This window comes from Pseudomonas sp. JZ134, from assembly GCF_051027695.1.
Taxonomy (GTDB): Bacteria; Pseudomonadota; Gammaproteobacteria; order Pseudomonadales; family Pseudomonadaceae; genus Chryseomonas; species Chryseomonas luteola.
Genome location: NZ_CP069250.1, coordinates 336,953 through 363,657, shown reverse-complemented (window position 1 = coordinate 363,657; position 26,705 = coordinate 336,953). Strand labels below are relative to the sequence as shown.

22 protein-coding genes and 1 pseudogene are annotated in these 26,705 nt (G+C 57.8%); 12 read left to right on the top strand and 11 right to left on the bottom strand.

Translation table 11 applies throughout. The features are described from left to right. Positions 1-89: 89 nt before the first annotated feature. From JQR86_RS01615 to bioB, 7 genes are all read right to left on the bottom strand, one after another. Complete coding sequence (locus JQR86_RS01615; RefSeq protein WP_074826941.1) at positions 90-374, bottom strand: hypothetical protein; 285 nt, start codon at positions 372-374, stop codon at positions 90-92. A 125-nt stretch (positions 375-499) separates the two neighbouring features. Continuing rightward, positions 500-1,267, bottom strand: coding sequence for a hypothetical protein (locus tag JQR86_RS01610; RefSeq protein WP_010796027.1), 768 nt, complete (start codon positions 1,265-1,267; stop codon positions 500-502). Between the two features lie 368 nt (positions 1,268-1,635). Then, positions 1,636-2,316, bottom strand: coding sequence for a dethiobiotin synthase (gene bioD, locus JQR86_RS01605; protein WP_122041447.1), 681 nt, complete (start codon positions 2,314-2,316; stop codon positions 1,636-1,638). A gap of 4 nt (positions 2,317-2,320) precedes the next feature. Continuing rightward, entirely contained in the window at positions 2,321-3,136 is an 816-nt protein-coding gene (bioC, locus tag JQR86_RS01600; RefSeq protein ID WP_434154202.1) for a malonyl-ACP O-methyltransferase BioC, read from the bottom strand. After that, positions 3,129-3,854 carry an alpha/beta fold hydrolase gene (locus JQR86_RS01595; RefSeq protein WP_434154201.1) on the bottom strand — a complete coding sequence of 242 codons (726 nt, stop codon included), beginning with the start codon at positions 3,852-3,854 and terminating at the stop codon, positions 3,129-3,131. The genes bioC and JQR86_RS01595 overlap by 8 nt, the downstream gene beginning before the upstream one ends. Further along, positions 3,847-5,022 (bottom strand): 8-amino-7-oxononanoate synthase, encoded by a 1,176-nt coding sequence (bioF, locus tag JQR86_RS01590; RefSeq protein ID WP_434154200.1) that lies wholly within the window; start codon positions 5,020-5,022, stop codon positions 3,847-3,849. The genes JQR86_RS01595 and bioF overlap by 8 nt, the downstream gene beginning before the upstream one ends. 2 nt (positions 5,023-5,024) lie before the next feature. Further along, the gene (gene bioB, locus JQR86_RS01585; RefSeq protein ID WP_010796032.1) at positions 5,025-6,074 is read right to left on the bottom strand and encodes a biotin synthase BioB; all 1,050 of its coding nucleotides are present in this window, start codon (positions 6,072-6,074) and stop codon (positions 5,025-5,027) included. A gap of 276 nt (positions 6,075-6,350) precedes the next feature. On the opposite strand from bioB, the gene JQR86_RS01580 reads away from it, so the two are divergent. From JQR86_RS01580 to JQR86_RS01545, 8 genes are all read left to right on the top strand, one after another. Beyond that, positions 6,351-6,644: a hypothetical protein gene (locus tag JQR86_RS01580; protein WP_010796033.1), complete on the top strand. Its 294-nt coding sequence runs from the start codon at positions 6,351-6,353 to the stop codon at positions 6,642-6,644. Between the two features lie 63 nt (positions 6,645-6,707). Continuing rightward, on the top strand, positions 6,708-7,442 hold the full coding sequence (locus JQR86_RS01575; RefSeq protein WP_434154197.1) for a ComF family protein: 735 nt from the start codon (positions 6,708-6,710) through the stop codon (positions 7,440-7,442). A 103-nt stretch (positions 7,443-7,545) separates the two neighbouring features. Next, positions 7,546-8,268 carry a TOBE domain-containing protein gene (locus tag JQR86_RS01570; RefSeq protein WP_083397930.1) on the top strand — a complete coding sequence of 241 codons (723 nt, stop codon included), beginning with the start codon at positions 7,546-7,548 and terminating at the stop codon, positions 8,266-8,268. Positions 8,269-8,282: 14 nt separating this feature from the next. Further along, on the top strand, positions 8,283-9,032 hold the full coding sequence (modA, locus tag JQR86_RS01565; protein WP_434154195.1) for a molybdate ABC transporter substrate-binding protein: 750 nt from the start codon (positions 8,283-8,285) through the stop codon (positions 9,030-9,032). Beyond that, positions 9,019-9,720, top strand: a complete 702-nt coding sequence (gene modB / locus JQR86_RS01560) for a molybdate ABC transporter permease subunit (protein ID WP_122041440.1) — start codon at positions 9,019-9,021, stop codon at positions 9,718-9,720. Before modA ends, modB begins: the two co-directional genes overlap by 14 nt. 262 nt (positions 9,721-9,982) lie before the next feature. Next, a complete protein-coding gene (locus JQR86_RS01555; RefSeq protein WP_407362471.1) occupies positions 9,983-11,935 on the top strand; it encodes a PhoX family protein in 1,953 nt (650 codons plus the stop codon). Positions 11,936-12,073: 138 nt separating this feature from the next. Next, positions 12,074-13,969 (top strand): PhoX family protein, encoded by a 1,896-nt coding sequence (locus tag JQR86_RS01550; RefSeq protein WP_434154194.1) that lies wholly within the window; start codon positions 12,074-12,076, stop codon positions 13,967-13,969. A gap of 208 nt (positions 13,970-14,177) precedes the next feature. Next, a complete protein-coding gene (locus tag JQR86_RS01545; protein WP_074826968.1) occupies positions 14,178-15,152 on the top strand; it encodes a serine/threonine protein kinase in 975 nt (324 codons plus the stop codon). A 51-nt stretch (positions 15,153-15,203) separates the two neighbouring features. Here the strand turns inward: JQR86_RS01545 and JQR86_RS01540 are convergent, their stop codons facing one another. After that, positions 15,204-17,231: a methyl-accepting chemotaxis protein gene (locus tag JQR86_RS01540; protein ID WP_434154817.1), complete on the bottom strand. Its 2,028-nt coding sequence runs from the start codon at positions 17,229-17,231 to the stop codon at positions 15,204-15,206. A gap of 249 nt (positions 17,232-17,480) precedes the next feature. Here JQR86_RS01540 and rarD point away from each other — a divergent pair, with 249 nt between their 5' ends. Beyond that, positions 17,481-18,383, top strand: coding sequence for an EamA family transporter RarD (gene rarD, locus JQR86_RS01535; protein WP_125888540.1), 903 nt, complete (start codon positions 17,481-17,483; stop codon positions 18,381-18,383). Here rarD and JQR86_RS01530 read toward each other — a convergent pair. Next, positions 18,356-18,907 (bottom strand): glycine cleavage system protein R, encoded by a 552-nt coding sequence (locus JQR86_RS01530; RefSeq protein ID WP_434140193.1) that lies wholly within the window; start codon positions 18,905-18,907, stop codon positions 18,356-18,358. The genes rarD and JQR86_RS01530 overlap by 28 nt on opposite strands. Before the next feature lie 184 nt (positions 18,908-19,091). Between JQR86_RS01530 and JQR86_RS01525 the strand changes: the two genes are divergently transcribed. Continuing rightward, positions 19,092-21,266 (top strand): malate synthase G, encoded by a 2,175-nt coding sequence (locus JQR86_RS01525; RefSeq protein WP_434154192.1) that lies wholly within the window; start codon positions 19,092-19,094, stop codon positions 21,264-21,266. 82 nt (positions 21,267-21,348) lie between these two features. Then, on the top strand, positions 21,349-22,659 hold the full coding sequence (locus JQR86_RS01520; protein WP_010796045.1) for a PQQ-dependent sugar dehydrogenase: 1,311 nt from the start codon (positions 21,349-21,351) through the stop codon (positions 22,657-22,659). 46 nt (positions 22,660-22,705) lie between these two features. Here JQR86_RS01520 and JQR86_RS01515 read toward each other — a convergent pair whose 3' ends face one another. Beyond that, positions 22,706-22,975, bottom strand: a complete 270-nt coding sequence (locus tag JQR86_RS01515; protein WP_434154191.1) for a hypothetical protein — start codon at positions 22,973-22,975, stop codon at positions 22,706-22,708. A gap of 294 nt (positions 22,976-23,269) precedes the next feature. Between JQR86_RS01515 and JQR86_RS01510 the strand changes: the two are divergent. Then, a pseudogene (locus tag JQR86_RS01510) lies at positions 23,270-23,770 on the top strand (histidine phosphatase family protein). A gap of 78 nt (positions 23,771-23,848) precedes the next feature. Here the strand turns inward: JQR86_RS01510 and JQR86_RS01505 are convergent. Continuing rightward, positions 23,849-26,704 carry a response regulator gene (locus JQR86_RS01505; protein ID WP_150348539.1) on the bottom strand — a complete coding sequence of 952 codons (2,856 nt, stop codon included), beginning with the start codon at positions 26,702-26,704 and terminating at the stop codon, positions 23,849-23,851. Position 26,705 lies beyond the last annotated feature (1 nt).

The following is a 26,705-nucleotide window of genomic DNA, read 5'->3' as shown; positions in this document are numbered from 1 at the left end:
ACAGGCGACACCTGGATGCAAAAACGCCGCGAGTGGTTATCCACCCGCGGCGCTTGTATTACACCTTCTCCCCCTGGAGGGAACAGAGGTCAGGCGTAGGTATCGATAAGGCTTCCCAATGTTGCACTGGCTGCCTGGATAACTCGAGAGCCCGCCAGGGCCTCGCGCTTACCCGCTTGCAACTCGACCAGCTGTGCGGCCTTATCTGCCTGATTCTGAGAAGCTCCATCGACGCTGCGAACCTGATCGACACGTGTCTGCGCATCATTCGGCAGGCTGCTGGCCGCAATGGCTGCACCGGCCTGATCGACACGGAACTGGCCAGCCTGATAGGCCGCCACCCCGTAAGTGAAACTGTTTCCGGAAATATTCATAAGCCGCTCCCTTTAACTGCTTGAGGCGTTTGGCCATTGAAGCAGATTCCGGCATCGAACCCTATGATTAAAACGTCATGCTTGCCGCTTCGCTTAGCGTCAGTTCGAATAACCAGGGAACGGTATCAGCCAGGCAATGCCTTCTTGTTAATCTTGCGCGCCCGCCTCTGGTTGGCGCCGAGGAAAAGCCTGGACATCCACTGGTGACTGTGTGGGTCCCCATAATGCAGCAAGACCGTTGCGCGTAGTGTATTAGGATCACAAGGCTCATTGGCATGTATGCTTCTATATCCCCAGAAGATATAAAGATTGCCAGGAACAAGTTTTATTTTGATGGGCTTGAGCAGGTTGTACTTGATCAATAACGCTATGAACTTCTGACTTAATGGATTTTGAATAAGTGCTTTCTCGATAATATTGATGGCCACACTGCTCCTGATACGGCGGGTATTGGGAAACATAATAAAATCGCCACACTGGTCAGTATCATTTGGGATGAAAACAGGCACGAGTGCCGTTAATGCCGTGGCGTCATAATGAAAATAGTTGGACTCTTTAAGACCGGTTTTACCTTGCAGGCAACGCACGGCCGGAAAGATCTCTTCCTCTTCCGGTACCCGCCTGCCCAGACCGGCTTCCTGAACATCCGCCAGCATTTTCCTGAACCTCACCGAGGTGCTCAGCGCCTCGAAAAGACTGCCGGTTACAGACTTTATGCCATGTAGCGCAAAATATTCGGAGTTATGTTTGTGAGTTTCCCGCAGAACATAGTCACGTGCACTTTCAAGTTGTTCCGTTGAAAGAAAGTGTTCAATAACGGCATAGCCTTGCCTCTCGATGTCGAGCGCCAGCCGAGAAACGTCTTGAGCATCAATACGCTTGAAGACAGGCATACAAAATCCTTTTTCCATTCTTGATATTGTTATAAAACTGGAACTACCACCAACGTCTGAACACCATGAGCAACTATCGGTAAGTCGTATAGCAATAAATATTAAAGGCATACAGTCACGCGCCATGCCGCAATCAATCATTAAGAAGTGATTGACAGGCATAGCGAACAAACAGAAAGCACTCATAACCGCGACGAGAACATCTCTTTTAGTGAGGCGGGAAAGAGATCAATCGAGGCAAATGGACTATATGCGAAGCCGGAAAAAGCTGCGCAAAATTAAAGTAATCGCTGAAAAACTTTGTAATAAATAACGTCTATTCTGATATTAAAGTGCCTTATCACGAGCAGTCAGATACCAAAGGCGCATTAACGCGCCAATTGGCTTAAATCCAGATAATCCGCAACGGCCGCCGGCGTGGCTTCAGCCAGATAAGGAACAGTGCCCAGGCAAGGTGCAGGCAGGCGCTCATGAAGCGTGGCGAGGTTATCCTCCAGGCGTGATGTCTGCGGATCGACAATATTGGCAACCCAGCCGGCCAGGTTGAGCCCATCCTGCGCAATGGCTTCAGCAGTCAGCACCGCATGGTTGATACAACCCAACCGTACGCCCACTACTAGGATGACGGGAAAACCAACGGCCCTGGCTACATCTGACAGGTTCGCCTGCCCTTCCAGCGGCACGCGCCAGCCACCTGCACCTTCGACCAGCATGAAGTCGGCCTGTTTGGCCCGCATGGCCTGAATGGGCGCGACCAGGGCATCGACTGTCAAGGATGTTCCTACCTCACGGGCCGCCAGATGTGGAGCAATAGCAGGCGCAAAGGCCAGCGGATTGACCTCGGCGTAACTCAACGGCAACGAACACTCGCCCCAGAGCGACAACGCGTCGCTGTTACGCAGCCCCTCGGGCGTCATCTCGCAACCAGAAGCCACAGGTTTGACCGCTGCCGTGGAAAGCCCCGCAAGGCGGGCTGCATGCAGCAGACCGGAAGCAATGGTGGTCTTGCCGATTTCGGTATCGGTGCCGGTAATGAAGTAAGCAGACATAAGATCAGGATTCTTTCTGGAAAATGCCGTAAACCACGCGATAGCAGGCCGGGAGACCTTGGGGCTGGCGGAAGCGCTCATACGCTTGCGCCAGGGCATTCAGGCGGGCGCGTCCGGTCAAGCCAGTAGCGCGGCCAGGGTTCACGTTATGGGCGCCGAGCGCCTTGAGTTCATGGGTCAGGCTGCGGACATCCGGAAAATGCAGAACGCGTGTTTCGACGTCCAGCACCTTCTGCTTGAGTCCACTGGCCGCACAGACCCGCTGATAGTCTTCAAACTGGCGGAAACGGTTAACGTGAACGAAACCATCCACTGCCTGCCAGCTGTCCCGCAACTCCTGCAGTGTACCGGTACACAGGCTGGTGAATGCAAACAGCCCACCGGGCCGCAGGATACGCTGGGCCTCGGATAATACCGCCGAAAGGTCGCCACACCATTGAATGGCAAGGCTGGTAAACAGCAGATCGCACGCCTGGTCCTTGAGCGGCAGCCGTTCGGCATCACCCGCCACAAAGTGCTCGGCCCCGCCGAGTGGACGTGCATGGCGCAGCATGCCTTCCGCCAGGTCAACGGCGATACTTTGCGCGTCGGGATAACGGGCCGCTAGCGCCCGGGTGAAGTAGCCTGTACCGCAGCCCAGGTCGACCCAGCGCTCTACAGCCTGCTCGGGCATACGCGCCAAAAGCGCTTCGCCTACATCACGTTGCAGGTTGGCAACGCCGTCATAGCTGGCCGCCGCCCGGGAGAACGAAGCCGCCACTTGCCTTTTATCCGGCAAGGAGGCGCCCTCCTGCGTGGTTACAGGTAAAGCATCAGCCATCACGGCCCTCATAAATGAAACGTTCAATCGCTGCGGCAATCTCGTCCGGACGCTCCAGCGGCAGGCCATGGCTGGCCGGCTCGAAGACATGAACTTCGATGTCGGGTATCTCATCCGTCAAGGCTTGCGCAGCCGATACCGGTACCAGTGCATCGTTTGAGGCAAACAGGTGAAGTTGCGGACCGCTATACGCCTGAAGCGCCTCGCGTGTGTCCAGTTGCGCCAGCAGCTCAAGCCCGGCCACTGCGACTTCACCGGACGTCTCCGGCAAGGCCACCTGCAGCAGGCGTGCAAGCGTCTTGCGGTCCCGAGCCCCCTGGCTGACCAGATGGGTAAAGCGTTTGAGCGTCAGCTCCGCATCGAGCGTGCAGGCCTCGTAAAAATCGGTGAAGACACTGCGTGACATTGCGCTTTGCCAACCATGACGGGCAACAAAGCAGGGATTGCTGGCCATAGTGATCAACCCCAGGGTACGGTCGCCCCGCCGCCGGGTAAGCTCACTGGCGATCATGCCACCCAATGACCAGCCACCCAGCCAGACGTTATCCGGCAGCCGGGCGTCAATATCATCGAACCAGCCACTGGCATCGGCGATGTCCGGCAAGGGTTCGATCAGTACATCCAGATATGGTGCTATTTCGAGGAGCTCATCACGCAGCGGCTCCAAGGGGGCCGTGCCCAGACCCCACCCGGGCAGCAGCACTAAAGTGTCACGCATGTTCCGTTCCTTTCAATTCCGACCAAGCTTCGGCAAGTGCGGCGAGCAGACGATCGACGTGCTGCTCGCTGTGTGCGGCCGACAGAGTAACCCGCAACCGGGCACTATTGTTCGGAACCGTAGGGGGACGGATCGCCGTGACGAGAATTCCATGGCGTTTCAGGGCAGCCGAAAAAGCCAATGCCTGCTCGCTACTGCCGACCAGGATCGGTTGGATCGGGGTAAAGCTGTCCATCAGCGAAAGGCCGATAACCTGCGCACCAGAGCGGAATCGCTGGATCAGTGCATTCAAATGCTCGCGCCGCCAGGACTCTGCCTGGAGCAGCTCTAGTGCCTTCAAGGTGGCGCAGGCCACTGCTGGCGGCTGGCTGGTGGTATAAATGTAAGGACGTGCGAACTGGATCAAGGTTTCGATCAGCTCATCGCTGCCTGCTACAAAGGCGCCTGCAGTACCAAAAGCCTTGCCCAGCGTACCGACCAGTACCGGAACCTCATCCATGCCCAGTCCGAAATACTCAGCTACGCCGCCTCCCTGCCTGCCCAACGGGCCAAAGCCGTGGGCGTCATCGACCATCAGCCAGGCGCCCCGGTTACGTGTCACTTCAACCAGGGCCGGCAGGTCGGCCACATTACCGTCCATGCTGAATACACCGTCCGTTACGACCAGCGTATTACCTTCAGCCTTGTCGAGCCGGCTGGCCAAGCTTGCCGCATCGTTATGCAGATAGCGGGAGAAGCGCGCGCCGGACAGCAGTCCTGCATCCAGCAGAGAGGCATGGTTGAGCCGGTCCTCAAGGACCGTATCGCCTCGGCCAACCAGGGCTGTCACGGCCGCAAGGTTGGCCATGTAGCCCGTGGAGAACAGCAGTGCCCGAGGGCGCCCGGTAAACTCAGCCAGCGCCTCTTCCAAGGCATGATGGGGACCGCTATGGCCGATCACCAGATGCGAAGCGCCCCCGCCTACGCCCCAACGCTCGGCACCCTCTTGCAGTGCCGCGATGACGTCCGGATGATTGGCGAGGCCAAGGTAGTCGTTGTTGCAGAACGCCAGGAGCGGCTGGCCGTCGACCACTACTTCAGGTCCTTGCGGGCCTTCCAGCAATGGTCGCTGACGGTACAGGGCTTGCTCGCGGCGCTCGGCGAGGCGTCTGGCCAGGTCGAACGGCATGATCAGGCAGAAGCAGCGTCGTAGAACAGTGCAGAGTTCTTCTGCTCAATCAAAGCCTGCTCAATCGCGGCCTGATGCACTTCATCATCGTGCTCTTCGCGCTCTTCCGGCTTGATGCCCAGACGCTTGAACAGAAGCATATCCTTCTCGGCCTGGGGGTTAGTGGTCGTCAGCAGCTTCTCGCCGTAGAAGATGGAGTTCGCACCGGCAAAGAAGGCCAGGGATTGCATCTGCTCGTTCATCTGCTCACGACCAGCAGACAGGCGCACATGGGACTTGGGCATCATGATCCGGGCAACAGCAAGGGTACGGATGAAGTCGAACGGATCGACGTCCTTCTCCTGCTCCAGCGGCGTGCCCTTCACCTTGACCAGCATATTGATCGGGACGGACTCCGGATGCTCCGGCAGGTTGGCCAGTTGAATCAACAGACCGGCACGATCATCCACGGACTCACCCATGCCCAGGATACCGCCAGAGCAGATCTTCATGCCCGCGTCACGCACGTAGGACAACGTCTCCAGACGGTCTGCATAGGTACGCGTCGTGATGATGTTGCCGTAGTACTCCGGCGAGGTGTCCAAGTTGTGGTTGTAGTAGTCCAGACCGGCTTCGGCCAACGCCTGTGTCTGCTCGCGGTCGAGCTTGCCCAATGTCATGCAGGTTTCCAGGCCCAGGGCCTTTACGCCTTTGACCATCTGCAGTACGTAGGGCATGTCCTTGGCGGACGGATGCTTCCACGCCGCGCCCATGCAGAAGCGGGTCGACCCGATGGCTTTGGCCTCGGCAGCCGCCTTGAGCACCTTCTCCACTTCCATCAGCTTTTCTTTTTCAAGACCCGTGTTGTAGTGGCCGGACTGCGGGCAATATTTACAGTCCTCAGGGCAGGCACCGGTCTTGATGGAAAGCAGCGTCGAGACCTGAACGCGGTTGGGGTCGAAATGCTGACGGTGAACCGTCTGTGCCTGGAACAGCAGGTCATTGAACGGCAGTTCAAACAGGGCGCGGACATCGGCAAGGGTCCAGTCGTGACGCGTAGCGGTAGCGCTCATGGCTCAATCCTTCGGTATAAAGAGACGGCTGCTCAGGCAGCACACGAATAATTGCCGTCAACTTTATTCGATACGAAGGTTTACATCTGATCAAAAAATAATCAATAGCCCTATTTATTTAAGGTTTTTTGATGACTGACTCCTTCAATAAGAGAGAGACTACGGCAGAGTATGAAACTGTGAGCAGGATCGCTCGCTTGATTGAACCCATCGCTGGTAACGAACCCAACGGCATTTACAGGTTCCAAGCGACAACATGAGGACAAGGAAAGAAACATGCGTACAGAAGGGTTCTTCGACTGGCTTGGCCAAGCCCTTGGTCAGGTCATCCGTTTCATCATCGATCTGTTCAGCACCGTACTCAATGGCATTGGCGATGCCGTCCATGACTTCCTGCAAGGCATGGCTCGCGCCATCGGCATGGATGACTCCTACATCAGCTTCGTGGTACTGATCGTCGGACTGATTCTGCTCTATGCCGCGGTTCGTGCTTTTATGCGCCGCTCCATCATTGGCGGCATCATCTGGCTGGTATTGGGCCTGATGGTTATGAGCTGGCTGATTCGCTGAGCCTCTTGCACGCCAGGGAGCGGCGTGCCTGATCCCGATTGATCGACACTGGCAAGGATGCCTATGATTCGCTTGAATACCCTGCTTGCTTACCGTCCTGTCTGGCTCAAACCTCACACGAGCTGCGGGTTCTGCGGAGCAGGTGTAGAGTCCAGCCTGCCGCTATGCCTTGGCTGCGAGACTGACCTGCCCTGGCTCATGGGGCATTGCCTTCATTGTGCGATTCCGCTGCCTGACGAGGGGCTAATCTGCGGGGCGTGCCTGAAAAGGCCTCCGTCTTTTGATCATGTCGTAGCGCTCTGGCGTTACGGATTCCCCATTGGTAGCGCCATCAATCGATTCAAGCATCAAAAGCAGTGGCCGCTGGGGCGACTGATGGCGGATCTGCAGGCTCGCCATTTGATGCATGCCTTTGACGAGGGATTGCCTCGGCCTGACCTTCTGCTTCCTGTCCCGATGGCGCAGAAGCGCCAACGCGAGCGTGGCTACAATCAGGCTGCCATGCTGGCGCGCTGGCTAGGAAAGTCGCTCACGCTGACTGTAGCAGACGATGTCATTCAACGAGTGCTGGAAACCCCGGCGCAACAAGGCCTGGATGCCGCCCAGCGTCACAAGAACCTGCGCAACGCCTTTGCCCTCACCACTGCCAAGGTCGTACGCGGTCGCTCGATAGCGCTCATCGATGACGTCCTGACCACCGGTGCAACTGCCGAGGCCCTTGCCAGCCTGCTCAAGCGTGCAGGCGCCCTGCGTGTCGATGTGTACTGCTTGGCTCGCACGCCTAGGCCTGGCGACTAAACGCTCTTTTCACCTTGCCATGGGAACGGGCCGGCTCGTACACTGATCTATCGTTATATACTTTTTTATACTCCGACCTATGCTCAGTCACCTGACTCATCACATGACCCGCCGTCCCCAGCGGTTTGCGCTGCTGGAGCAGGTCGCCGCCCAGGGCTCCATTACAAAGGCTGCCAAGGCTGCAGGGCTGAGCTACAAGGCCGCCTGGGATGCCATCGATGAACTCAACAACCTTGCCGGCCAACCCCTCGTCGAGCGTAGTGTCGGTGGCAAAGGCGGAGGCGGCGCACGCCTGACCCAGGAAGGCGCACGGTTGCTGGCCTTGTATCACCGCCTTGAAGCGCTTCGCGAAAAGGTGATCGAAAGCGCTGAACACGTCGAGGACCTGGAGCGACTGGAGCGGTTGATGCTGCAAACCAGCGCGCGGAATCAGCTGCATGGGGAGGTTGTTGCTGTAGAACCCAAAGGGCATAGCGATCTGATCACGATCCGGCTGCCCGGTGGCCTTCAGGTGCTGGCACAAATCACCCGTGAAAGCACCGAGCGATTGGGCCTTGCACCGGGTCGCAGCGTTATCGTGCTGATCAAAGCATCGTGGCTAAGCCTCCATGAACACGCTCCTGTGGATGCGGCCAATGCACTTGAAGGCCGAGTCGACACCGTTACCCCCGCCCCCTCCGGACCTGCCGACATTCGCCTGAGCCTGCCCAATGGGCAAACGCTCTGCGTGCTGCTGCCAGCAGAAGCCGAGCTGTCTCCTGCTCCCGGTCAGACCGTATTCGCCTGCTTTGAACCCGACCAGGTCTTGCTGGGGGCGCCCCTGTGAAGAAGGAATCCTTGATGAACAAACGGCTTTTGACTGCTGCGGCGCTTGCCACGCTCTTTACCAGCGCCACCGTCCAAGCAGCTGACCACCTGCGCATCGCTGTGGCGGCCAATCTGCTGCCTGTTATGCAGACCATCGCCAACGATTACGAAAAGCAGACCGGCGCCAAGGTGGAACTGGCTGGCGGCTCCAGTGGTGCATTTTTCGAGCAGATTCAACGTGGCGCACCGTTCGATCTGTTCTACTCGGCAGACGCGATCCGCCCGGACAAACTGGCAGCTGCCGGTAAGGGCACCGAAAGCCGGACTTATGCGTGCGGCCAGCTGGCGCTCTGGCAAACCAGCGGCAAGCCCGATATTCACAATCTGCCGTTCAAGCGTGTAGTGCTGGCGAATCCCGATACGGCACCTTATGGCGCCGCAGCCCTGCAGGCGCTGGACCGCAGCGGTGTATTGGAAACCGTCAAGCCGCGCCTGGCGTATGGACAGGACATTGGACAAACCTACAACTTCGTCAAAACCGGCAATTCACCCGCTGGCTTTGTAGCTCTCAGTCAGGTCAAAGCGGGGAATGTGCCGCCCGCGCAATACACGATTGTCGATGCCACGCTGTACGATCCTCTGACGCAAAAGCGCGTTATCCTGGCGGAAGGCGAGCAACTCGACACCGCCAAGCGCTTCGTGGCGTTCTTCGATAACCAGAAAGAGACGTTGCACCAGGCAGGTTATTCTCTTCCAGGCGAGACGGGCTGTGCTGCTCAGTGAAGGAGACTGGCAGGCCCTGGCGCTGACGCTCAAGCTGGCCGTGCTATCCACGGCCCTGCTTCTGCTGATCGGTCTGCCGCTGGCAGCCTGGCGAGTGCGTAAGCAGACCCGCCTGCGCCAGATCCTGGATGCCGTGATCGCACTCCCCCTGGTGCTCCCACCCACCGTGCTGGGCTTTTACCTGCTGGTGGTGTTTGCGCCAGACTCGATGCTGGGCAGCGCCTGGGAAACAGTGTTCGGTCACCCGCTGCCCTTCAGCTTTGCGGGCCTGGTCATGGGGTCCATGATCTACTCGATCCCCTTCGTGGTGCAGCCTCTTACGGTTGCCTTCCGCGAGCTGAATCCACGCCTGTTCGAGGCCGCAGCAACGTTGGGATGCGGCCGTATCGAGCGCTTTTTTCGCGTTACCCTGCCCTTGCTCAAGCGCGGCCTGCTGGTGGCTGCAAGCCTTGCATTCGCCCATACCCTGGGCGAGTTTGGCGTGGTGCTCATGCTGGGCGGTAGTATTCCGGGGCAGACCCAAGTGGTTTCCATTGCCATCTTCCAGCACGTGGAAGCCCTTCACTATGCCGAGGCCCACCGGCTGGCCGGCTTTCTTCTGGTGCTGTCGTTCCTGATCCTGCTGTTCGTCTACGGCAATGGCGATACACGGTCTTATTCGGCCCTGCGCGTCACCAGCCGCCGCTAATCGCGGCTGGCGGCCGAATCGCTTCTGACACGAAACGTTCCCGAACCGACAGAGCAGCATTTGTTACCAAATGTAACCTGCAACACCGCCGTCACAATGCCTCACTACCTTCGCCACGACCGTCCAAACCAGCCACGAAACCTGTTTCGACGACGCGACGTGAGCCGGCAGCCTGATTATTTCAAAACAAGGTCTGCGGGGTTCGTTGTACTCGCTCTCGCCTGGGGTTTTGCGCCTGCCACATCCTGTGAGGAGCGCCTTGATGAGCCTGCAAAACGAACAACACCTGAATAGTGATCTGCTTGATGACGATACCCCTACTGACTTGGAACGCATCGTCAATCTGAAGCGCCGCAGCTTTATTGGTGCCGGTGCGCTATGTGGCGCGGCCTTCTTCCTGGGCGGCAACCTGCTGTCTAACAACGCACTGGCGGGTCCGGTATCCGAAGCGGCTCGCTGGGGCAGCGCTGGACGTCCTTCACGTCCGCTGTTGGGCTTCAAGAACGTGCCAGCTTCAACGGCTGACCAGGTCATTCTGCCGCCCGGCTATGAGTTCCGTACGCTGATCAGCTGGGGCGAGCCGCTGTTTTCCAACGTACCGGACTTCAAGCATGACGGTACGAACACCTCCGAAGACCAGGAGCTGCAGTTCGGGGATAACAACGATGGCATGTGCTTCTTCCCGTTCTACAACAAGTTCGGCCGGATTGACCCTGATCGCGCCCTGATCGCCATTAACAACGAATACACCAACTACGAGTATCTGTTCTCCGATGGCCGTCAACCGTCCTCCCCGGACGATGTACGCAAGGCGCTGGCTGCAGAAGGCGTCTCGGTGATCGAAGTTCGCCGTCGCGCGGGCCGTTGGGTCTTCAAGCGCGACTCCCGTTACAACCGTCGCGTGCATGGCAACGTGATGATGGACATCAAGGGTCCGGCTGCCGGCCATGACCTGCTGCGCACCTCCATCGAGCTGAGCGGCAAACGTGCCCGTGGCACCTTCCAGAACTGCTCCAGCGGGCAGACGCCATGGGGCACTTACCTGACGTGTGAAGAAAACTTCAATGGCTGCTTTGGCAGCACCGACAAGAACATCAAGCTCAACGCCGCGCAGAAGCGTTACGGCTTGTCGGCCAATAGTGATAACAACTGGTACCCCTATAACGAGCGCTTCGATCTCGCCAAGCATCCGAATGAAGCCAACCACTTTGGCTGGATCGTGGAGATCGACCCGTTCAACCCGGACTCCACACCGGTCAAGCGCACCGCGCTGGGCCGCTTCAAGCATGAAAACGCTGCCGTAACCACGACCCAGGATGGCCGTGTCGTGGTGTACATGGGCGATGACGAGCGTGGCGAGTTCATCTACAAGTTTGTCAGCGACCGTCGTTACAACCCGAACACGCCCCTGGCGAACCGTGACATCCTCGACCACGGTACGCTGTACGTAGCTAAGTTCGACGATGGCGACGGTGATGTGAATCATCCCAAAGGCCGCGGCCAGTGGATCGAGCTGACCTATGGCAAGAACGGGTTGACCAAGGCCAACGGCTTCAACAGCCAGGCCGAAATCCTGATCCATGCTCGTCTGGCAGGCTCGCAAGTTGGCGCTACCCGTATGGACCGCCCGGAATGGATCGCGGTGAGCCCCATCAACGGACAGGTCTTCTGCACCCTGACCAACAACAGCAAGCGTGGCAGCGCCGACATGCCGGTCAATGGGCCGAACCCGCGCGCCAATAACATCTACGGCCAGATCCTGCGTTGGGAAGAGCCAAACCCGGCCGCACTGACCTTTGACTGGGACCTGTTCATCGTGGCGGGCAACCCGGTTGTGCATCCGGAAGATCCATACGATGGCTCGGAAAACATCAACGCCGACAACATGTTCAACAGCCCCGATGGTCTAGGCTTTGACGAAGCCGGTCGTTTGTGGATTCAGACCGATGGTGAAGATAGCAACGAAGGTGATTATGCCGGCATGGGTAACAACCAGATGCTGTGCGCCGACCCGAACACCGGTGAGATCCGCCGTTTCTTGGTAGGGCCGACTGGGTGTGAGGTCACAGGCCTGTCCTTTGCGCCGGACTATCGGACGATGTTCGTCGGCTTCCAGCATCCCACCGGCGGCTTCCCGGATTATCTGCCTAACGGGCGTCCTCGTTCCACCGTCATTGCCATTACCCGCAAGGACGGCGGGATCATTGGGGAATAACATCTCCCTGCATAAAACCGGCAGCTAACCCTGCCGGTTTTTTTATGCCCGTTGATTGATGATCATTGGCACATGCATTGACATGATTTCGTCATACAAGCGCGCTAGCGTCGCGCCATCGCATACAAGGAGTCTGTTATGCATCCTGATACCCCTACCGATCTGGAACGTCTGGCCGGCCTGACCCGTCGCCGCTTCATTGGGGCTGGTGCGCTGTGCGGTGCTGCCCTCTTTCTTGGCGGCCAGCTCATTCCGCGGAGCGTACTGGCACAAAGCGTGTCGCAAGCCACCGGCAGTGCTCTGCTGGGCTTTGAGAGCATTCCGATTTCCACAGCCGATACCGTGATCGTCCCGCCGGGTTATAGGGCGTCGGTACTTATCAGCTGGGGTGAACCACTGTTTTCAGATGTACCGGCTTTCAAGCATGACGGCACCGGCACAGCAGAAGCCCAGGAGCGCCAGTTTGGCGACAACAACGACGGCATGAGCTTTTTCCCGTTCCCGAACGACCCCGACCGGGCGCTCATGGCCATCAATAATGAATACACCAACTATCGCTACCTGCTGGCCCAGGGCAAGGTGCCTCAATCGACCGAGGACGTGCACAAGGCCCTGGCCGCTGAGGGGGTCTCGGTTATCGAGGTGCGCCGTGTTGACGGACAATGGCATTTTGCACGTGATTCCGAGTTCAACCGTCGTATTCACGGCAACGCGCCGATTCGATTCAGCGGCCCGGCGGCTGGACATGACCTGCTCAAGACCGAAGCCGATTCAAGCGGCACGCATGTACTGGGCACCTTCCAAAACTGTGCGAACGGCAAGACGCCCTGGGGCACTTACCTGACCTGCGAAGAGAATTTTACGGATTGCTTTGGCAGTACTGATGCAACAATCAAATTCGACGCTGCCCAGAAACGTTATGGCGTGACCGTCGAAAGCAAGGGCAACGATTGGCACAAATACAATCCGCGCTTTGACATGGCCAAGAACCCCAACGAGCTGAACCGGCACGGCTGGGTAGTCGAGATCGATCCGTTCGATCCCAAGTCAGAACCCGTCAAGCGCACCGCGCTAGGTCGTTTCAAACATGAGAACGCTGCGCTGGCCCTCACTGCGGACAATCATGTCGTGGTGTACATGGGCGACGACGAACGTGGTGAATTCATCTACAAGTTCATCAGCCGCAATCGCTATGATGCCGCCAATCCCAAGGCCAACCGCGAGCTGTTGGACCACGGCACGCTGTACGTGGCGAAATTTGATGACGGTGACGGCAATCCCGATCATCCCAAGGGACGTGGCCAGTGGATCGAGCTGACCCATGGCAAGAACGGCCTGACCACCGAGAACGGCTTCAACAATCAGGCCGAAGTGCTCATCCATGCCCGCCTGGCCGGAACCCAGGTAGGTGCGACGCGCATGGACCGCCCCGAGTGGATTGCCGTCAGTCCCAAGGATGGTCAGGTGTATTGCACGTTGACCAACAACAGCAAGCGCGGCAGCGAAGGCCAGCCCGTAGGCGGGCCAAACCCTCGCGCCAACAACATCTATGGTCAGATCCTGCGCTGGAGCGAGCACGGCAATGATGCCGCTGCCATGGCCTTTGAGTGGGACCTGTTTGTCATTGCCGGCAATCCTGAGGTGCACAAGGAGACTGCCAACGGCGGCTCGCACAACATCAACGCCCACAACATGTTCAACAGTCCCGACGGCCTCGGGTTTGATGATGCCGGTCGCCTGTGGATCCTGACCGACGGGGATTACAGCAACAAGGGTGATTTCGCTGGCATGGGTAACAACCAGATGCTGTGCGCCGACCCGAATACCGGCGAAATCCGCCGTTTCATGGTGGGACCGATCGGTTGCGAGGTTACCGGCATTACCTTCTCACCGGATCAGCGCAGCCTGTTCGTCAATATTCAGCACCCTGGCGAAGAAGGCGGCTCGACCTTTCCGGAACACCTGCCCGATGGTCGGCCACGTTCTTCCGTCATGGTCATCACTCGCGATGACGGTGGCGTGATCGGCGCCTGATGACAAGGCTCTAATACGCGGGTACGGCCTTTGAGGCAGTATCCGCGTAGCACGACGCTCGCTGTACCAGGGTCTTTTTTCTCTGCACCGTCAGGCGTTCCAGTACGTACGGCATTGCACCTTCGTCACGCCCAGGCATCCAACCTGCTAGCATTCCGATTCAGAACCGGCATATGGCCGCTTCCAGATGCGTTGTAGGAGGATATCCATGTCACACCCGTTCGATACACTCAGCCCTGACGTGGTGATCGACGCCGTGGAAAGCCTCGGCTATCTCAGCGATGCGCGTATCTTGGCGCTTAACAGTTATGAAAACCGGGTTTATCAGGTGGGCATCGAAGACGAACAGCCCCTGATTGCCAAGTTCTACCGCCCACAGCGTTGGACGGATGCCGCGATTCGCGAGGAGCACACCTTCTCTTTTGAGCTGGTGGAGCATGAAGTACCTGTCGTGGCGCCCCTGTCGCGTGACGGTGAAACCCTGTTCGAGCATGCCGGCTTTCGCTTTGCCCTGTTCCCCCGCCGCGGCGGCCGGGCGCCTGAGCCTGGTAACCTTGAGCAGCTGTACCGCCTGGGTCAGCTCCTGGGTCGCCTGCATGCCATTGGCGCCAGCCGCCCGTTCGAGCACCGCGAGACGCTTGATGTACAGAGCTTTGGCCATGCCTCGCTGGATACGCTGCTGAGCGGCGGTTTCATTCCCAAGAGTTTGCTGCCTGCGTATGAATCCGTGGCACGTGACCTGATCAAGAAACTAGATGCGCTCTTCAACTCGGTCAACTACACCACCATCCGCGTCCATGGAGACTGCCATCCGGGCAATCTGCTCTACCGTGACGAGACCTTCCACATGGTGGATCTCGACGACTGCCGCATGGCACCGGCGGTACAGGACCTGTGGATGATGCTGGCCGGTGATCGGCAAGAACGCCTGTCGCAGCTTTCCGAGTTGATGGACGGGTATCAGGAGTTCCATGACTTTGCACCCCGTGAACTGGCGTTGATCGAGGGGCTGCGCTCCCTGCGTCTGTTGCAATACAGCGCCTGGCTGGCCCGCCGCTGGGATGATCCGGCCTTCCCGAAGAGCTTTTCCTTTTTCGGGACCGAGCGCTATTGGGGCGACCAGGTTCTGATGTTGCGCGAGCAACTGTCAGCGCTTGATGAAGAACCGCTGCGGCTGTTTTGATCCCTAAAGACACCAGGGCCGCCACAAACCGGGCGGCCCTGGTGTTCAGCCTTAATGACCGTTACGGGTCAAGCCTATCAGCGTATCGGCGACGTCCTTGGTCCGCCGTGAAGTGCTTGCTGTTGCGCTGCTGGAGCCTTCCAGCGCACCCAACAGTTCAGTCAGGGCATTTACATCCTGAGACTGTACTTCGATCTGCTGTGCAACCTGTCGGATTTCCTCAGCCAGCTTGTCGATATCCGTGCCGATTTCGCCAGCGTTCTGCTGGGTCTTTTCCGCCAGCTTGCGTACCTCGTCTGCTACTACAGCAAACCCACGCCCTTGCTCACCCGCACGAGCAGCTTCGATGGCAGCATTGAGCGCCAGCAGGTTGGTCTGCCCGGCTATCTGCTGAATCATCTGCACGATGGACTGGATCTTCAGGCTCGATTGCGCCAAGTCATTAGCACTGCGTACTACATTTTCAGCCTGATTGGACAGACTCTTGACGGTGCCACCCGCCTGATCGATCACGCTGCCCTGCTGATTGATGGTTGAGCTAAGATCATCCATCGATACGTGCAATTCACCGGCATAGTGATTTAACTGCTGAGCAATCTGCTCCTGGCTTTGATCCGCCTGATGCAGCACTGCACCCAAGTCTTCAAGACCACGGAAAACCGGTTTGATGTGATCATCCAGGCCATTGCTGTCGATGTAGCTGGCAAAGTTCTTGCGCTTGAATTCATCGATCTGCTTGACCACAACCTGGCTCAAGCCCGCCAACTTCTTGATCTGCCGACGCAGGAAGAACGCCTTGAATTCGCCGTAATGCGCGGTGAAGTTATCGATGTACTCATCGCGGAACGGCACCCCTTCCGGCGTACGGAAGAAAAATACTGCCGTCAGCGTCTGGTTCAGGTTGAGGCCCAGGATCTCGCCAAAGGTAGAAAAGCCCACCACAGGAATATCATCAAATGCTTCGTTCATGCGGCTCAGGTCGTTGCCATTGTTCAGGCGACGCAGAATGCAGTCGTTGAGCAGCCCGCCTACCGGCTTGCCGGACTTGCCTTGCAGGAAACGTTGAAGGTCTTTACGGGTGGCCTCAAGAATAGGCGTACGCTTGACCATCACCAGTTCTTCGCCCGGCGCCACGTCACAGAAAAGGTGGATACGCTCCTTGTCATAATCGATCTGGGCAATGGAGCGAACAAACAGCTCCTCACCCACACGAATAGCAAACGAGTAATTGGCCAGACGCTTTTCCAGGTCCTTGGGCTCGCAGTTCAGCGATTCGCACAGGGCGGCCACCATCGAGCGGATATTGCCTTTGGAGTCGATCACCTGACTGATGTAGCGCTCTTCCAGCGACGCGGTGAGCACGCTCAGGCTAACTGATGTCGGCTCGAAGTTCTGGCTTTTGAACACACCGAAGCGGGCATTACGGGCGCATTTCAGAAATACGATCTGTACGTGGTTTTCGTAGCTGCGCTTGCCGTCATGGATCAAAGTCTTCACAAAGTCGGTCTTGCCACCAGCAGAGCCGCCCACGAATAGGCAGGGAAAACGGCCCGACTCGTAAAGAGCTTCCATGAAGAACGATTCGGATGCCGACAGGCCGTCAAACGTGACGTAGGCCAAGGTATCGCGATGGTCGATAGTCGTGTTGACACGCAGCCGCTTAATCGACTCGATCAGCTTGGCGATTCGCTGCTGCATGGACATACGTGGCCCTCGGGCGCGGATGTCCTGGCTTTCCAACGGCACATAAACAGTTTCGGCCGAGGCGATGATGCTGGCATCAAACAGCTGCAGCACAACCCGATCCCACTGGTTACCTGTGGCGCAGTAGAGCTGATCGTTCTGGCTGCACAGCTCACCGGAGGTCGTGCACAGGGTAAGGGCGGCGCCAGGGAAACGTTCGGCTACCTGGCGAGCCACCTTGTCCAGATCAACATGGGGCGAAACGAAACCGGCGATATAGGTCGGTTCGAACCGCAGGGTTTTCAGGTGGCTCTGCAACTGCCCGGAAGAGCTCAGTACGCTCATTACGCCGCCGGACTGGGCACTGGCGGGCTTGAGCCGGGAAAACAAGTTCATCATGAAATTTACCTGATAAAAAAGAATGCCAGACGTACGCCCACCCGCAGCGTTGAAGAACAGCACTACCCAGGATGATGGGCCGCCGTCCTCAGCAGCACGAATATGTGGTGTATCAGGATGTCGACCCGCCGCAGAAGAACTGAAGCCCCTTTGTCATTGGACAAATCGATCGAGCCCATGGGAAAAGCGGCCTTTTCTTTGCTTGCGAGCTATGATTAGGGGCCTTACGAATACTAGAGACACATCATGTCCACATCCCCGCGCCAGGGTTACGTACTAGGCCTTACCGCCTATGCGCTCTGGGGACTATTCCCGCTGTACTTCAAACTGCTTGCCAGCATTCCTCCCGTCGAAATCCTGATCCAGCGTATCTTCTGGTCAGCCCTGATCGGGGTCTTGCTGCTTCTGATCTGGAAACATCAGGGCTGGTGGCGCGATTTGCGTGCCAATCCCTCCCGGATTGCCCGGTTATGGCTGAGTGGCCTGCTGGTGGGCGGCAACTGGCTGACCTACATCTGGGCGGTCAACAGTAACCATGTAATCGAAGCCAGCCTTGGGTATTACATCAACCCGCTCATCAATGTGCTGTTGGGCATGGTGGTGCTGGGCGAGCGTTTAAGGCCCCTGCAGTGGCTGGCCGTGGGAATGGCTGCCCTAGGCGTTGCCCAGCAGATCTGGACGCTTGGCCAGCTGCCCTGGGTATCCCTGGTGCTGGCCTTCAGCTTTGCTTTCTACGGACTGGTGCGCAAGGGCACCCAGGTGGCTGCCCTACCAGGCATGGTGGTCGAAACCTGGCTACTGGTCCCGCTGGCTGCAATTGCACTACCCCTGCTGACCCAGCAGGTCAGCCTGGAGCCGGCACTCTGGCAGTCGCCGATGGCCATCGTACTGATCCTGTCCGGTCCCGTTACGCTGGTTCCCCTGCTCTGCTTCAACGCAGCGGCGCGCAAATTGCCCTATTCGACATTGGGCTTCCTGCAATACCTGGCCCCTACGCTGGTGCTGATACAGGCAGTCTTCCTGTTCCACGAGCCCTTCCCCATGGAGCGGATGGCCGCCTTCCTGTGTATCTGGGCAGGCCTTGCCGTGTTCAGCTTTGACGCCTGGCGCTCCCTGCGTCGTTACGCAGCCCCCGCTGCCCGCACCTGACCGTCGTGGTTGTCACGGTAGACTGCCAGCTCGACCATCAAATCGTCCGCCAGGGTCTCCAGACTCTGGCGGAGCGTATCCAGCTCAAGGGCGGGCGGCAGGGCCAGCAGCGCCGTGGTGTGGAACAACTGTTCGCTGCTCATCGGCGCCGCCCGCACATCGGTACTGAGCCGCTCGACATTAACGCCTAGCCGGGTGAGCTGACGGGTAATGTCCCGAACGATCCCGGGACGGTCATTGCCCAGCAGATCCAGCTGGATGAGCTGAGGCTTGGGTGCCTGCTCTATCTGGCTTTCCGCTACCAGCACACGCATGCCCCTCACATCCAGCCCTTTCAGCTGGGCAACCAGGGCTTCGCGTTGTTCCGGCGCGACATTGACGCTCAGGATTCCGGCGAACTGACCTGCCATACGTGACATGCGGCTTTCCAGCCAGTTGCCGCCCCGCTCGGCAACACAGTCGGCCAGCTGCTCGACCAGACCCGGCTGATCCGGGGCAATGATGGTAAGGACCAGAACATCCACGATAGCGCTCCTTTTGGTTGATCATCTTTCCAGCGTAGAACAGCCAGCCAACCTTGCCGACCCACTTTTCATGAACGGACCTGCCATCGTTTTGCCTGTGGCAGACACTTTTCCAGCGAGGCCTAGTCACATGGCCAGATAGCCACCGAATGTCGGCGCGTCGTGCAGCCAAGCGAGGCGAACAATGAGTAGAAGAAAAACCATCGGCGGCCTGCAGATAGCCACCGCCCTTCACGAGTTCGTAAAGACTCAGGCGATTCCAGGCACAGGCATTGATATCGACCATTTCTGGCGTGGACTTGAAGGGCTGCTGGATGAGTTTGCACCTCGGAACAAGGCCCTTCTGGAGACCCGTAACCAGCTCCAAGTCCGTATCGATCAATGGCATCTGGCGCGTGCCGGACAGCCACACGATGCACACCCCTACCGCACCTTTCTTGAGGAAATCGGCTACCTGCTCCCCGAGCCGGACGAGGTCAGCGTCACGACAGCTAATGTCGACCCGGAAATTGCCCAGCTCGCCGGGCCGCAATTGGTCGTGCCGGTCACGAATGCCCGCTTTGCGCTCAATGCCGCTAACGCACGCTGGGGTTCGCTATACGATGCGCTCTATGGCAGTGACGCGATCCCTGAAGACAGCACGGTTGAAATCTGCGATAGCTATAACCCGCTCCGAGGCGAAAAGGTTGTGGCCTATGCCCGGGGATTCCTCGACGAAGCCGTGCCGCTTGCTGAATACTCCCATGGCAATGTCAGAGGCTACAGTGTTCAGCGTGGCGAACTCATGGCCGAGATTGGCGACAGTCGCTACGTTTGCCTGGCCGAGCCGGACGCCTTTGTCGGCTATCGCGGACAGGCTTCGCAGCCGGAGGCGATCCTGCTCAGGCACCACGGTCTGCATATCGAAATCCAGATTGACCGCAACAACCCGATCGGCCAAGCCGATGCGGCAGGCGTGAGCGATATTCTGCTCGAATCGGCTCTGACGACCATCATGGACTGCGAAGACTCTGTCGCAGCGGTAGACGCCGAAGACAAGGTACAGGTCTACCGCAACTGGCTGGGCTTGATGAAAGGTGACCTCTCCGAAGACATCACCAAGAACGACAAGGCTTTTACCCGGATCATGAACCCGGATCGGCCCTACATCGCTGCTGACGGCAGCGAGTTAGTCCTGCCGGGCCGTTCACTGCTGTTTGTCCGCAATGTCGGCCTTTTGATGACGACAGACGCCATCCTGGACCGCGACGGCAACGAGGTTCCCGAAGGCATACTGGACGCCGTCTTTACCAGCCTGTGCGCCCTGCACAACCTGAACGGCAACACGTCGCGCCCCAACTCGCGCACGGGCTCGGTGTATATCGTCAAGCCCAAGCTGCACGGCCCGGAAGAGGTAGCCTTTACCGGCGCGCTGTTCGGGCAGGTCGAGGATCTCCTTGGCCTACCGCGCCATACGCTCAAGATCGGTATCATGGACGAGGAGCGGCGGACCAGCGTCAACCTCAAGGCCTGTATTGCTGCGGTGAAGGAACGGATCGTGTTTATCAACACCGGCTTTCTTGATCGCACCGGCGATGAGATCCATACCTCGATGGAGGCCGGCCCTCTTATCCGCAAGGCTCTCATGAAGCGTGCCACCTGGTTCAGAGCTTACGAGGACAACAATGTGGACGTCGGGCTGGCCTGCGGTCTGCGTGGCCGTGCGCAGATTGGCAAGGGCATGTGGGCCATGCCGGACATGATGGCCGCCATGCTCGAACAAAAAATCGCCCACCCCCAGAGCGGGGCCAGTACGGCTTGGGTACCCTCGCCTACGGCCGCTACGCTTCACGCCATCCACTACCATCAGGTCGATGTGGCGGCACGGCAGGTCGAGTTGGCCAAGCGTGCGCCGGCCGCACGAGAGGATCTATTGAGCATTCCGCTGGTTGATGTCACCGAACTCAACGCTGAAGAGATCCAGGAAGAGCTGGACAGTAATGTCCAGAGCATCCTGAGCTATGTGGTGCGGTGGATTGATCAGGGGATCGGCTGCTCCAAGGTGCCGGACCTCGATGATGTGGGACTCATGGAAGACCGTGCCACACTGCGTATTTCGAGCCAATTGCTTGCGAATTGGTTACATCATGGTGTGATTAATAGGGAACAAACGATCGAAGCTTTCCGTCGCATGGCTCTAGTGGTGGATCAGCAAAATGCAGGCGATCCCCATTACCGCGCCATGGAGCCTGATTTCGATAGCAATATCGCTTTTCGGGCTGCCCTGGACCTCGTTCTGGAGGGAGCGAAGCAGCCCAGCGGCTATACCGAGCCGATCCTCCATCGTAGACGTCGTGAGGCCAAGGCGCGGAGGCAATGAACAGGTCTCGCTGATACGCCTTTGCAGTAGCGGCTGACGGGACCTATGGAACGCATCACCAACTATATAAAAGGCGTTACCCATGACCAATCTTCGTCCCCTGTACGCTTCAGCGCTTGCTATTGCCCTGGCCGGATGTGGCGAGCCGTCCAAGCTTGGCCCAGATGCCGCCTATGGCCCCAAGCCGCAACTTCCCGAGCCCAAGACCAGCCTTATCCCTCTGGTCAACGTAGCGCCCGCCACCGGCTGGCCGGAAGGCGGTAAACCCACTGCTGCCCAGGGTCTTCAAGTCAACGCCTTTGCCACCGGCCTTGATCATCCCCGCTGGATCTATGTATTGCCCAACGGTGACGTTCTGGTCGCCGAATCGAACAAGCCCACACAAGAGCCGGCGGGCTTCAATATCCGCAAGCAGGTCCAGGGCATGATGATGAGCAAGGCCGGAGCCGGTGTGCCCAGCGCTAACCGCATCACCCTGCTGCGCGATGCTGACCACGATGGCGTGGCCGAAACCCGAACGACCTTTCTGGAGGGCCTGCACTCGCCCTTTGGCATGACCCTGGTCGGCAATGACTTCTACGTGGCCAATGCCGATGCGCTGGTGCGCTTCCCTTACAAGGAAGGCGATACGACTATCCAGGACAAGGGCACCAAGGTGGTCGACCTGCCTGCCGGCATCAACCACCACTGGACCAAGAACGTGATTGCAAGCCAGGATGGTAGCAAGCTGTACATCACGGTTGGCTCCAACAGCAACGTCGGTGAGAACGGTATGGACATCGAGGAAGGCCGTGCGGCCATCTGGGAGCTGGACCGCGCCACCAGCAAAATGCGGCTGTACGGCACAGGTCTGCGTAATCCCAATGGCATGGATTGGGAGCCGCAAACCGGCAAGCTCTGGACAACAGTAAACGAGCGTGACGAGATTGGCAGTGATCTCGTACCTGACTATGCCACCTCGGTTCAGGACGGCGGTTTCTATGGCTGGCCCTACAGCTATTACGGCCAGCATGTAGACGAGCGCGTCAAACCGCAGCGCCCGGACCTGGTCGCCAAAGCCATAGTGCCTGACTATGCCCTTGGCACCCACACCGCCTCACTGGGCCTAACCTTCTCCAAGGGCGATGCCTTGCCGGAGCAGTACCGTTATGGGATGTTCATCGGCCAGCACGGCTCCTGGAACCGCAAACCCAAGAGCGGCTACAAGGTGGTCTTCATCCCCTTCCAGGACGGTAAGCCCAACGGCGCACCCCAGGATGTACTGACCGGCTTCCTGAACCAGAAGGAAGAAGCTCAGGGCCGCCCGGTTGGGGTCATCAATGACAAGCAGGGCGATCTGCTCGTCGCGGATGATGTGGGTAACGTTATCTGGCGAGTAACCGCGGCCAAGTAAGTAGGCCACCGTGCCTGGGCTGCTCTAAGCAGCCCAGGCACTTGCCTTAATGCTTTTCTAAACGGGCAATGGCTATAAAAACCGCAGCGGTTGTCACCACACCCCATAGGGCAGGTCCTATGGTTGGAACAGGACGCAACAGGAAGAAACCTGCTACAGCAACCGCCAGGGCAATCAGAAGCCCCGGGCCGAAACCTTTGGTGATCTTGAAGGCGTTACGGCATGCCTTGCAATACCGAGCACCGCCGGGCATGGCAGGCCCCCGGATTGCAGGTGAGAAGAAACTGATAGAGGCGGAGCAATGCGGGCATTTCATGGGCAATTCCTTATGCTAGGCGTCGATTTCACGGGCCAGCATAACGTCTTTCAAACCGGTCCCTTGTGCTATGGTCGGCACGTCTGAACAGGCTTTACCGTCACATAGCTGAAACATGAAACGGAGCGTACTCCAAAGGCGCCCACTATTCTCTGCGTTGTCACTCAAGCGCTAATCGCTTGTTCATCAATAGAGTCGGGCTAGGGCTTCAGGAAGACAGGGATGAAGATCATACTTATGCGACATGGATAGCCAACATTAAAACCAGGTCCAGGCAAAGTCTCGCCCTCTGATATGCACCGTTGGATCAGTGATTACAACCTGTCCGAGGTCATGGATGATCCTGCTCCGCCAACAACGCGTGAGCTGACAGCTCAGGCGAAATATATCATCAGCAGCACAATGCCCAGGGCACTGACTTCACTCGACAGGCTAGGGCTGAAACCCTTTCAAACCGATACGCTATTTAGCGAAGCGGAGCTTCCTTTCCTGCACTGGCCTGGCCCCAGGCTTTCTCCGCTTACGTGAGCGTTTGTTTTTCGAATGCTTTGGCTCTGCGGTTATTCACGTGGCGTCGAGTCGTTTTCAAAAGCACGCGAGCGGGCCCAGCGAGCTGCTCAGCGACTCATCTCGCTGGCTGAAGAAGGGATGGTACTGTTGCTGGGTCATGGCATCATGAACCGCCTTACTGCCAGGCAATTACTCGCTCACGGCTGGAAGAGCGAGACGCGCCATGGGAATAAATATTGGAGCGCCTCGTCCTATATGCTGCCTGCCAGGGCCTCACAGGATTAGTGTTCACTGCTGCCCTTTTGCATAAAGCGCTACAGGCGAAAGCAGCCTTGCATGAACCCCAAGAGCGGCTTGTACTTATCAGGAAGCCCCTAATGCCTCCTCTAATTGCTGCAGGTTGAAGGGTTTAGGCAATGACATTGATTGTATGTTTGCGGATACAGTCCCTTCCCCTGACATGAAAATGACTCGCAGCCCAGGTTGCTGGCGTACAGCTTCATACGCAAGATCGATTCCAGACATACCCGGCAAGTTGACGTCTGCCAGCAGGATGTCAAACCTCAATCGTCCCAAGACCTCAAGTGCTTTTTCAGCAGTTTCACAACCTTTGGCGGTGTATCCCAGCATTTCGACCATCTCACAGGTCATGGAAAGCAGGTCGGTCTGGTCGTCCAGTATCAAAACCTGCTGTGTACCGACAGCTTTTTCGATAGGCGCAGGCACCAGAACGTTATCATCTATCCGTACCGGCTTATGGCTGGCCAGTAGCTGTCTAATCTTGCGTGCCAGATCATGCAGCCGATAGGGTTTGCTCAACAGCTCGACACCGGGATCAAGCCGCCCTCCGTGAACGATGGCGTTCTGGGTGTAGCCTGACGTAAACAGCACGGCAATGTCAGGCAACAACTGCTTGGCCTGACGTGCAAGCTCAGGGCTGCGCAGAGGACCTGGCATTACAACATCGGTAAACAGCAGATCGATATGCAGCCCGCTCTGCAAGATGCTGAGCGCACTTTGTGCATCATTGGCGCGTAGTACCTTGTAGCCAAGCCCGCTTAGCAGGTCGATGACCGTGGCTTGAACAGCCAGATCGTCCTCAACCACCAGAATCGTTTCATCGCCGCCGATAACCGTGCCGCCAACCGCTGCAGGCGAAGCAATCTCGATCTCATGAGTCCGGGGCAGGTATAGCTTGATTGTCGTGCCACTGCCCAGCTCGCTGTAAATGCGGATATGACCACCACTCTGCTTGGCAAAGCCATACGCCATACTCAAGCCCAGTCCGGTTCCCTGGCCCTCAGGTTTGGTCGTGAAGAAAGGCTCGAAGGCATGCTCCATCACATCAGGCGACATGCCTGATCCCGTATCGGATACCGCCAGCATGACGTACTGCCCTGGCGCAACGTCAGCCTGTGACTGGGCGTAATGGTCATCCAGCATGGCATTACTAAGTTCGAGAGTAAGCCTGCCATCGCCTTGCATGGCGTCACGGGCATTAATGGCTAGATTGAGAATGACATTTTCCAGCTGATTAGGGTCGACCATGGTCGTCCACAAACCGCCCGCAATGATTGTCTCAATCTGAACGCTCTCTCCCAGGGCGCGGCGAAGCAGGTCGTCCATGCTGCGCAGCAAGCGGCTCAGATTGGTCGGAACAGGCTTTAGTGGCTGTCGACGTGCGAAGGCCAATAGCTGCGAGGATAGTTTTGCGCCACGACTAACGGCCGCTACGGCTGCATCCAGCTTGGCCATGCCGCTGCTACTGTTTCCTAATGCGGGTCTTAATAGCTCAAGATTGCCTTCGATAATCTGAAGGACGTTATTGAAGTCATGGGCAACGCCGCCGGTCAGCTTGCCGATCGCCTCAAGCTTCTGGGATTGATGCAGCGCCAGCTGGCTCCGCTCCAGTTCCCGGGTACGCTCCTCTACCAGCATCTGCAGGTTTTCCCGGGAACGTTGCAATTCCTCCTGGGCGAGCTTTTGAGCCGTAACGTCATGTCCTTGGAAGAAGATGCCGCTTACCAGCCCGTTCTCAGCAATGACCGGCTGGAAAACAAAATCGATATAACGTGTTTCTGCCGGTGCATCCGGCACACGTTGCACATAGACTGCCATGCTACGCCCCGTGTGGGGCCGCTTGGTGGAATACACCCGATCCAGCCACTCCAAGAGGGCTTGATCCTTGAGTCGAGGAAATGCCTCCGAAGCGGGTTTGCCGATGATATCGCGATGACCAACCAGTTGATAAAAAGCCCGGTTAGCCAGTTCAACCAGATGCTGCGGGCCTTGGGTGACTATTACAAACCCCGGCGCCTGTTCGAACAGCTGTTGTAAATGCTGCCGTTCCTGCCGGATGACGCGTCCAAATTCCTCATGGGCCAGTCGCTCAGCGACCAGTGCCGAAACATCGCGAATGGTTACTGATACGCCAATCAGCGTACCTGATTCATCACGAACACCTGAAAGCATCACCTCAAGAACGGCTTCGGCATCACATACCATGCAGTGATACTCGATCACATGCATCTTTTTGCCCGCCATCACCTGCTCAACTGACTCGTCCAATACGGGTGCCCAAAATGGCAGAGCTCGGATATTACGGCCTACCGTCTCGTCGGCACTCAGACCAAACAGCTCTTCAGCACCTGCGCTCCAATACAGTACATCCAGCCGCACATCGACACCGATGATGGCTTCCTGCGCCGCATTGATGAAATTAGCCAGGTAATAATCAGCAGCTCGCAGGCGACGATACTCATGATCGTCTACGGATCGCGTAGCACTTAAGCTGACATTGGCCTGATCCAGAGTAGTACGCAGCTTGATTCGACGCCGCGCTCGACTAGCGGCCTGGGCGGCCTGAAGGGCAAGCGTCCCTGGAACCAGCTCGGCAATGGACCAGTGTGATCCCAGCATGGGTGCCAGCCCCAGGTTTTTCCTAAACGCATCACCTTGTTCAGGTGCACGAACAAAAATCAGCTCGCACTGAGACCAGACAGCTCTCACTGCCTTGGCCACTGCAGCCGGTTTAACGAGCGACGGCATGAGAATGACAACAGCGGGCTCATCGCTTGCGATAAGCCCGTTTGAAACGTCTGTATCCAGGCAGTAACGAACGTCTAATGCCTGCGATTGGAGCGCCGCGCCAAGCATGGACAACTCATTACCAGCACGGGGTTCGTCTGGCGCAATGATGACAGCGGTCTGAAATATCACA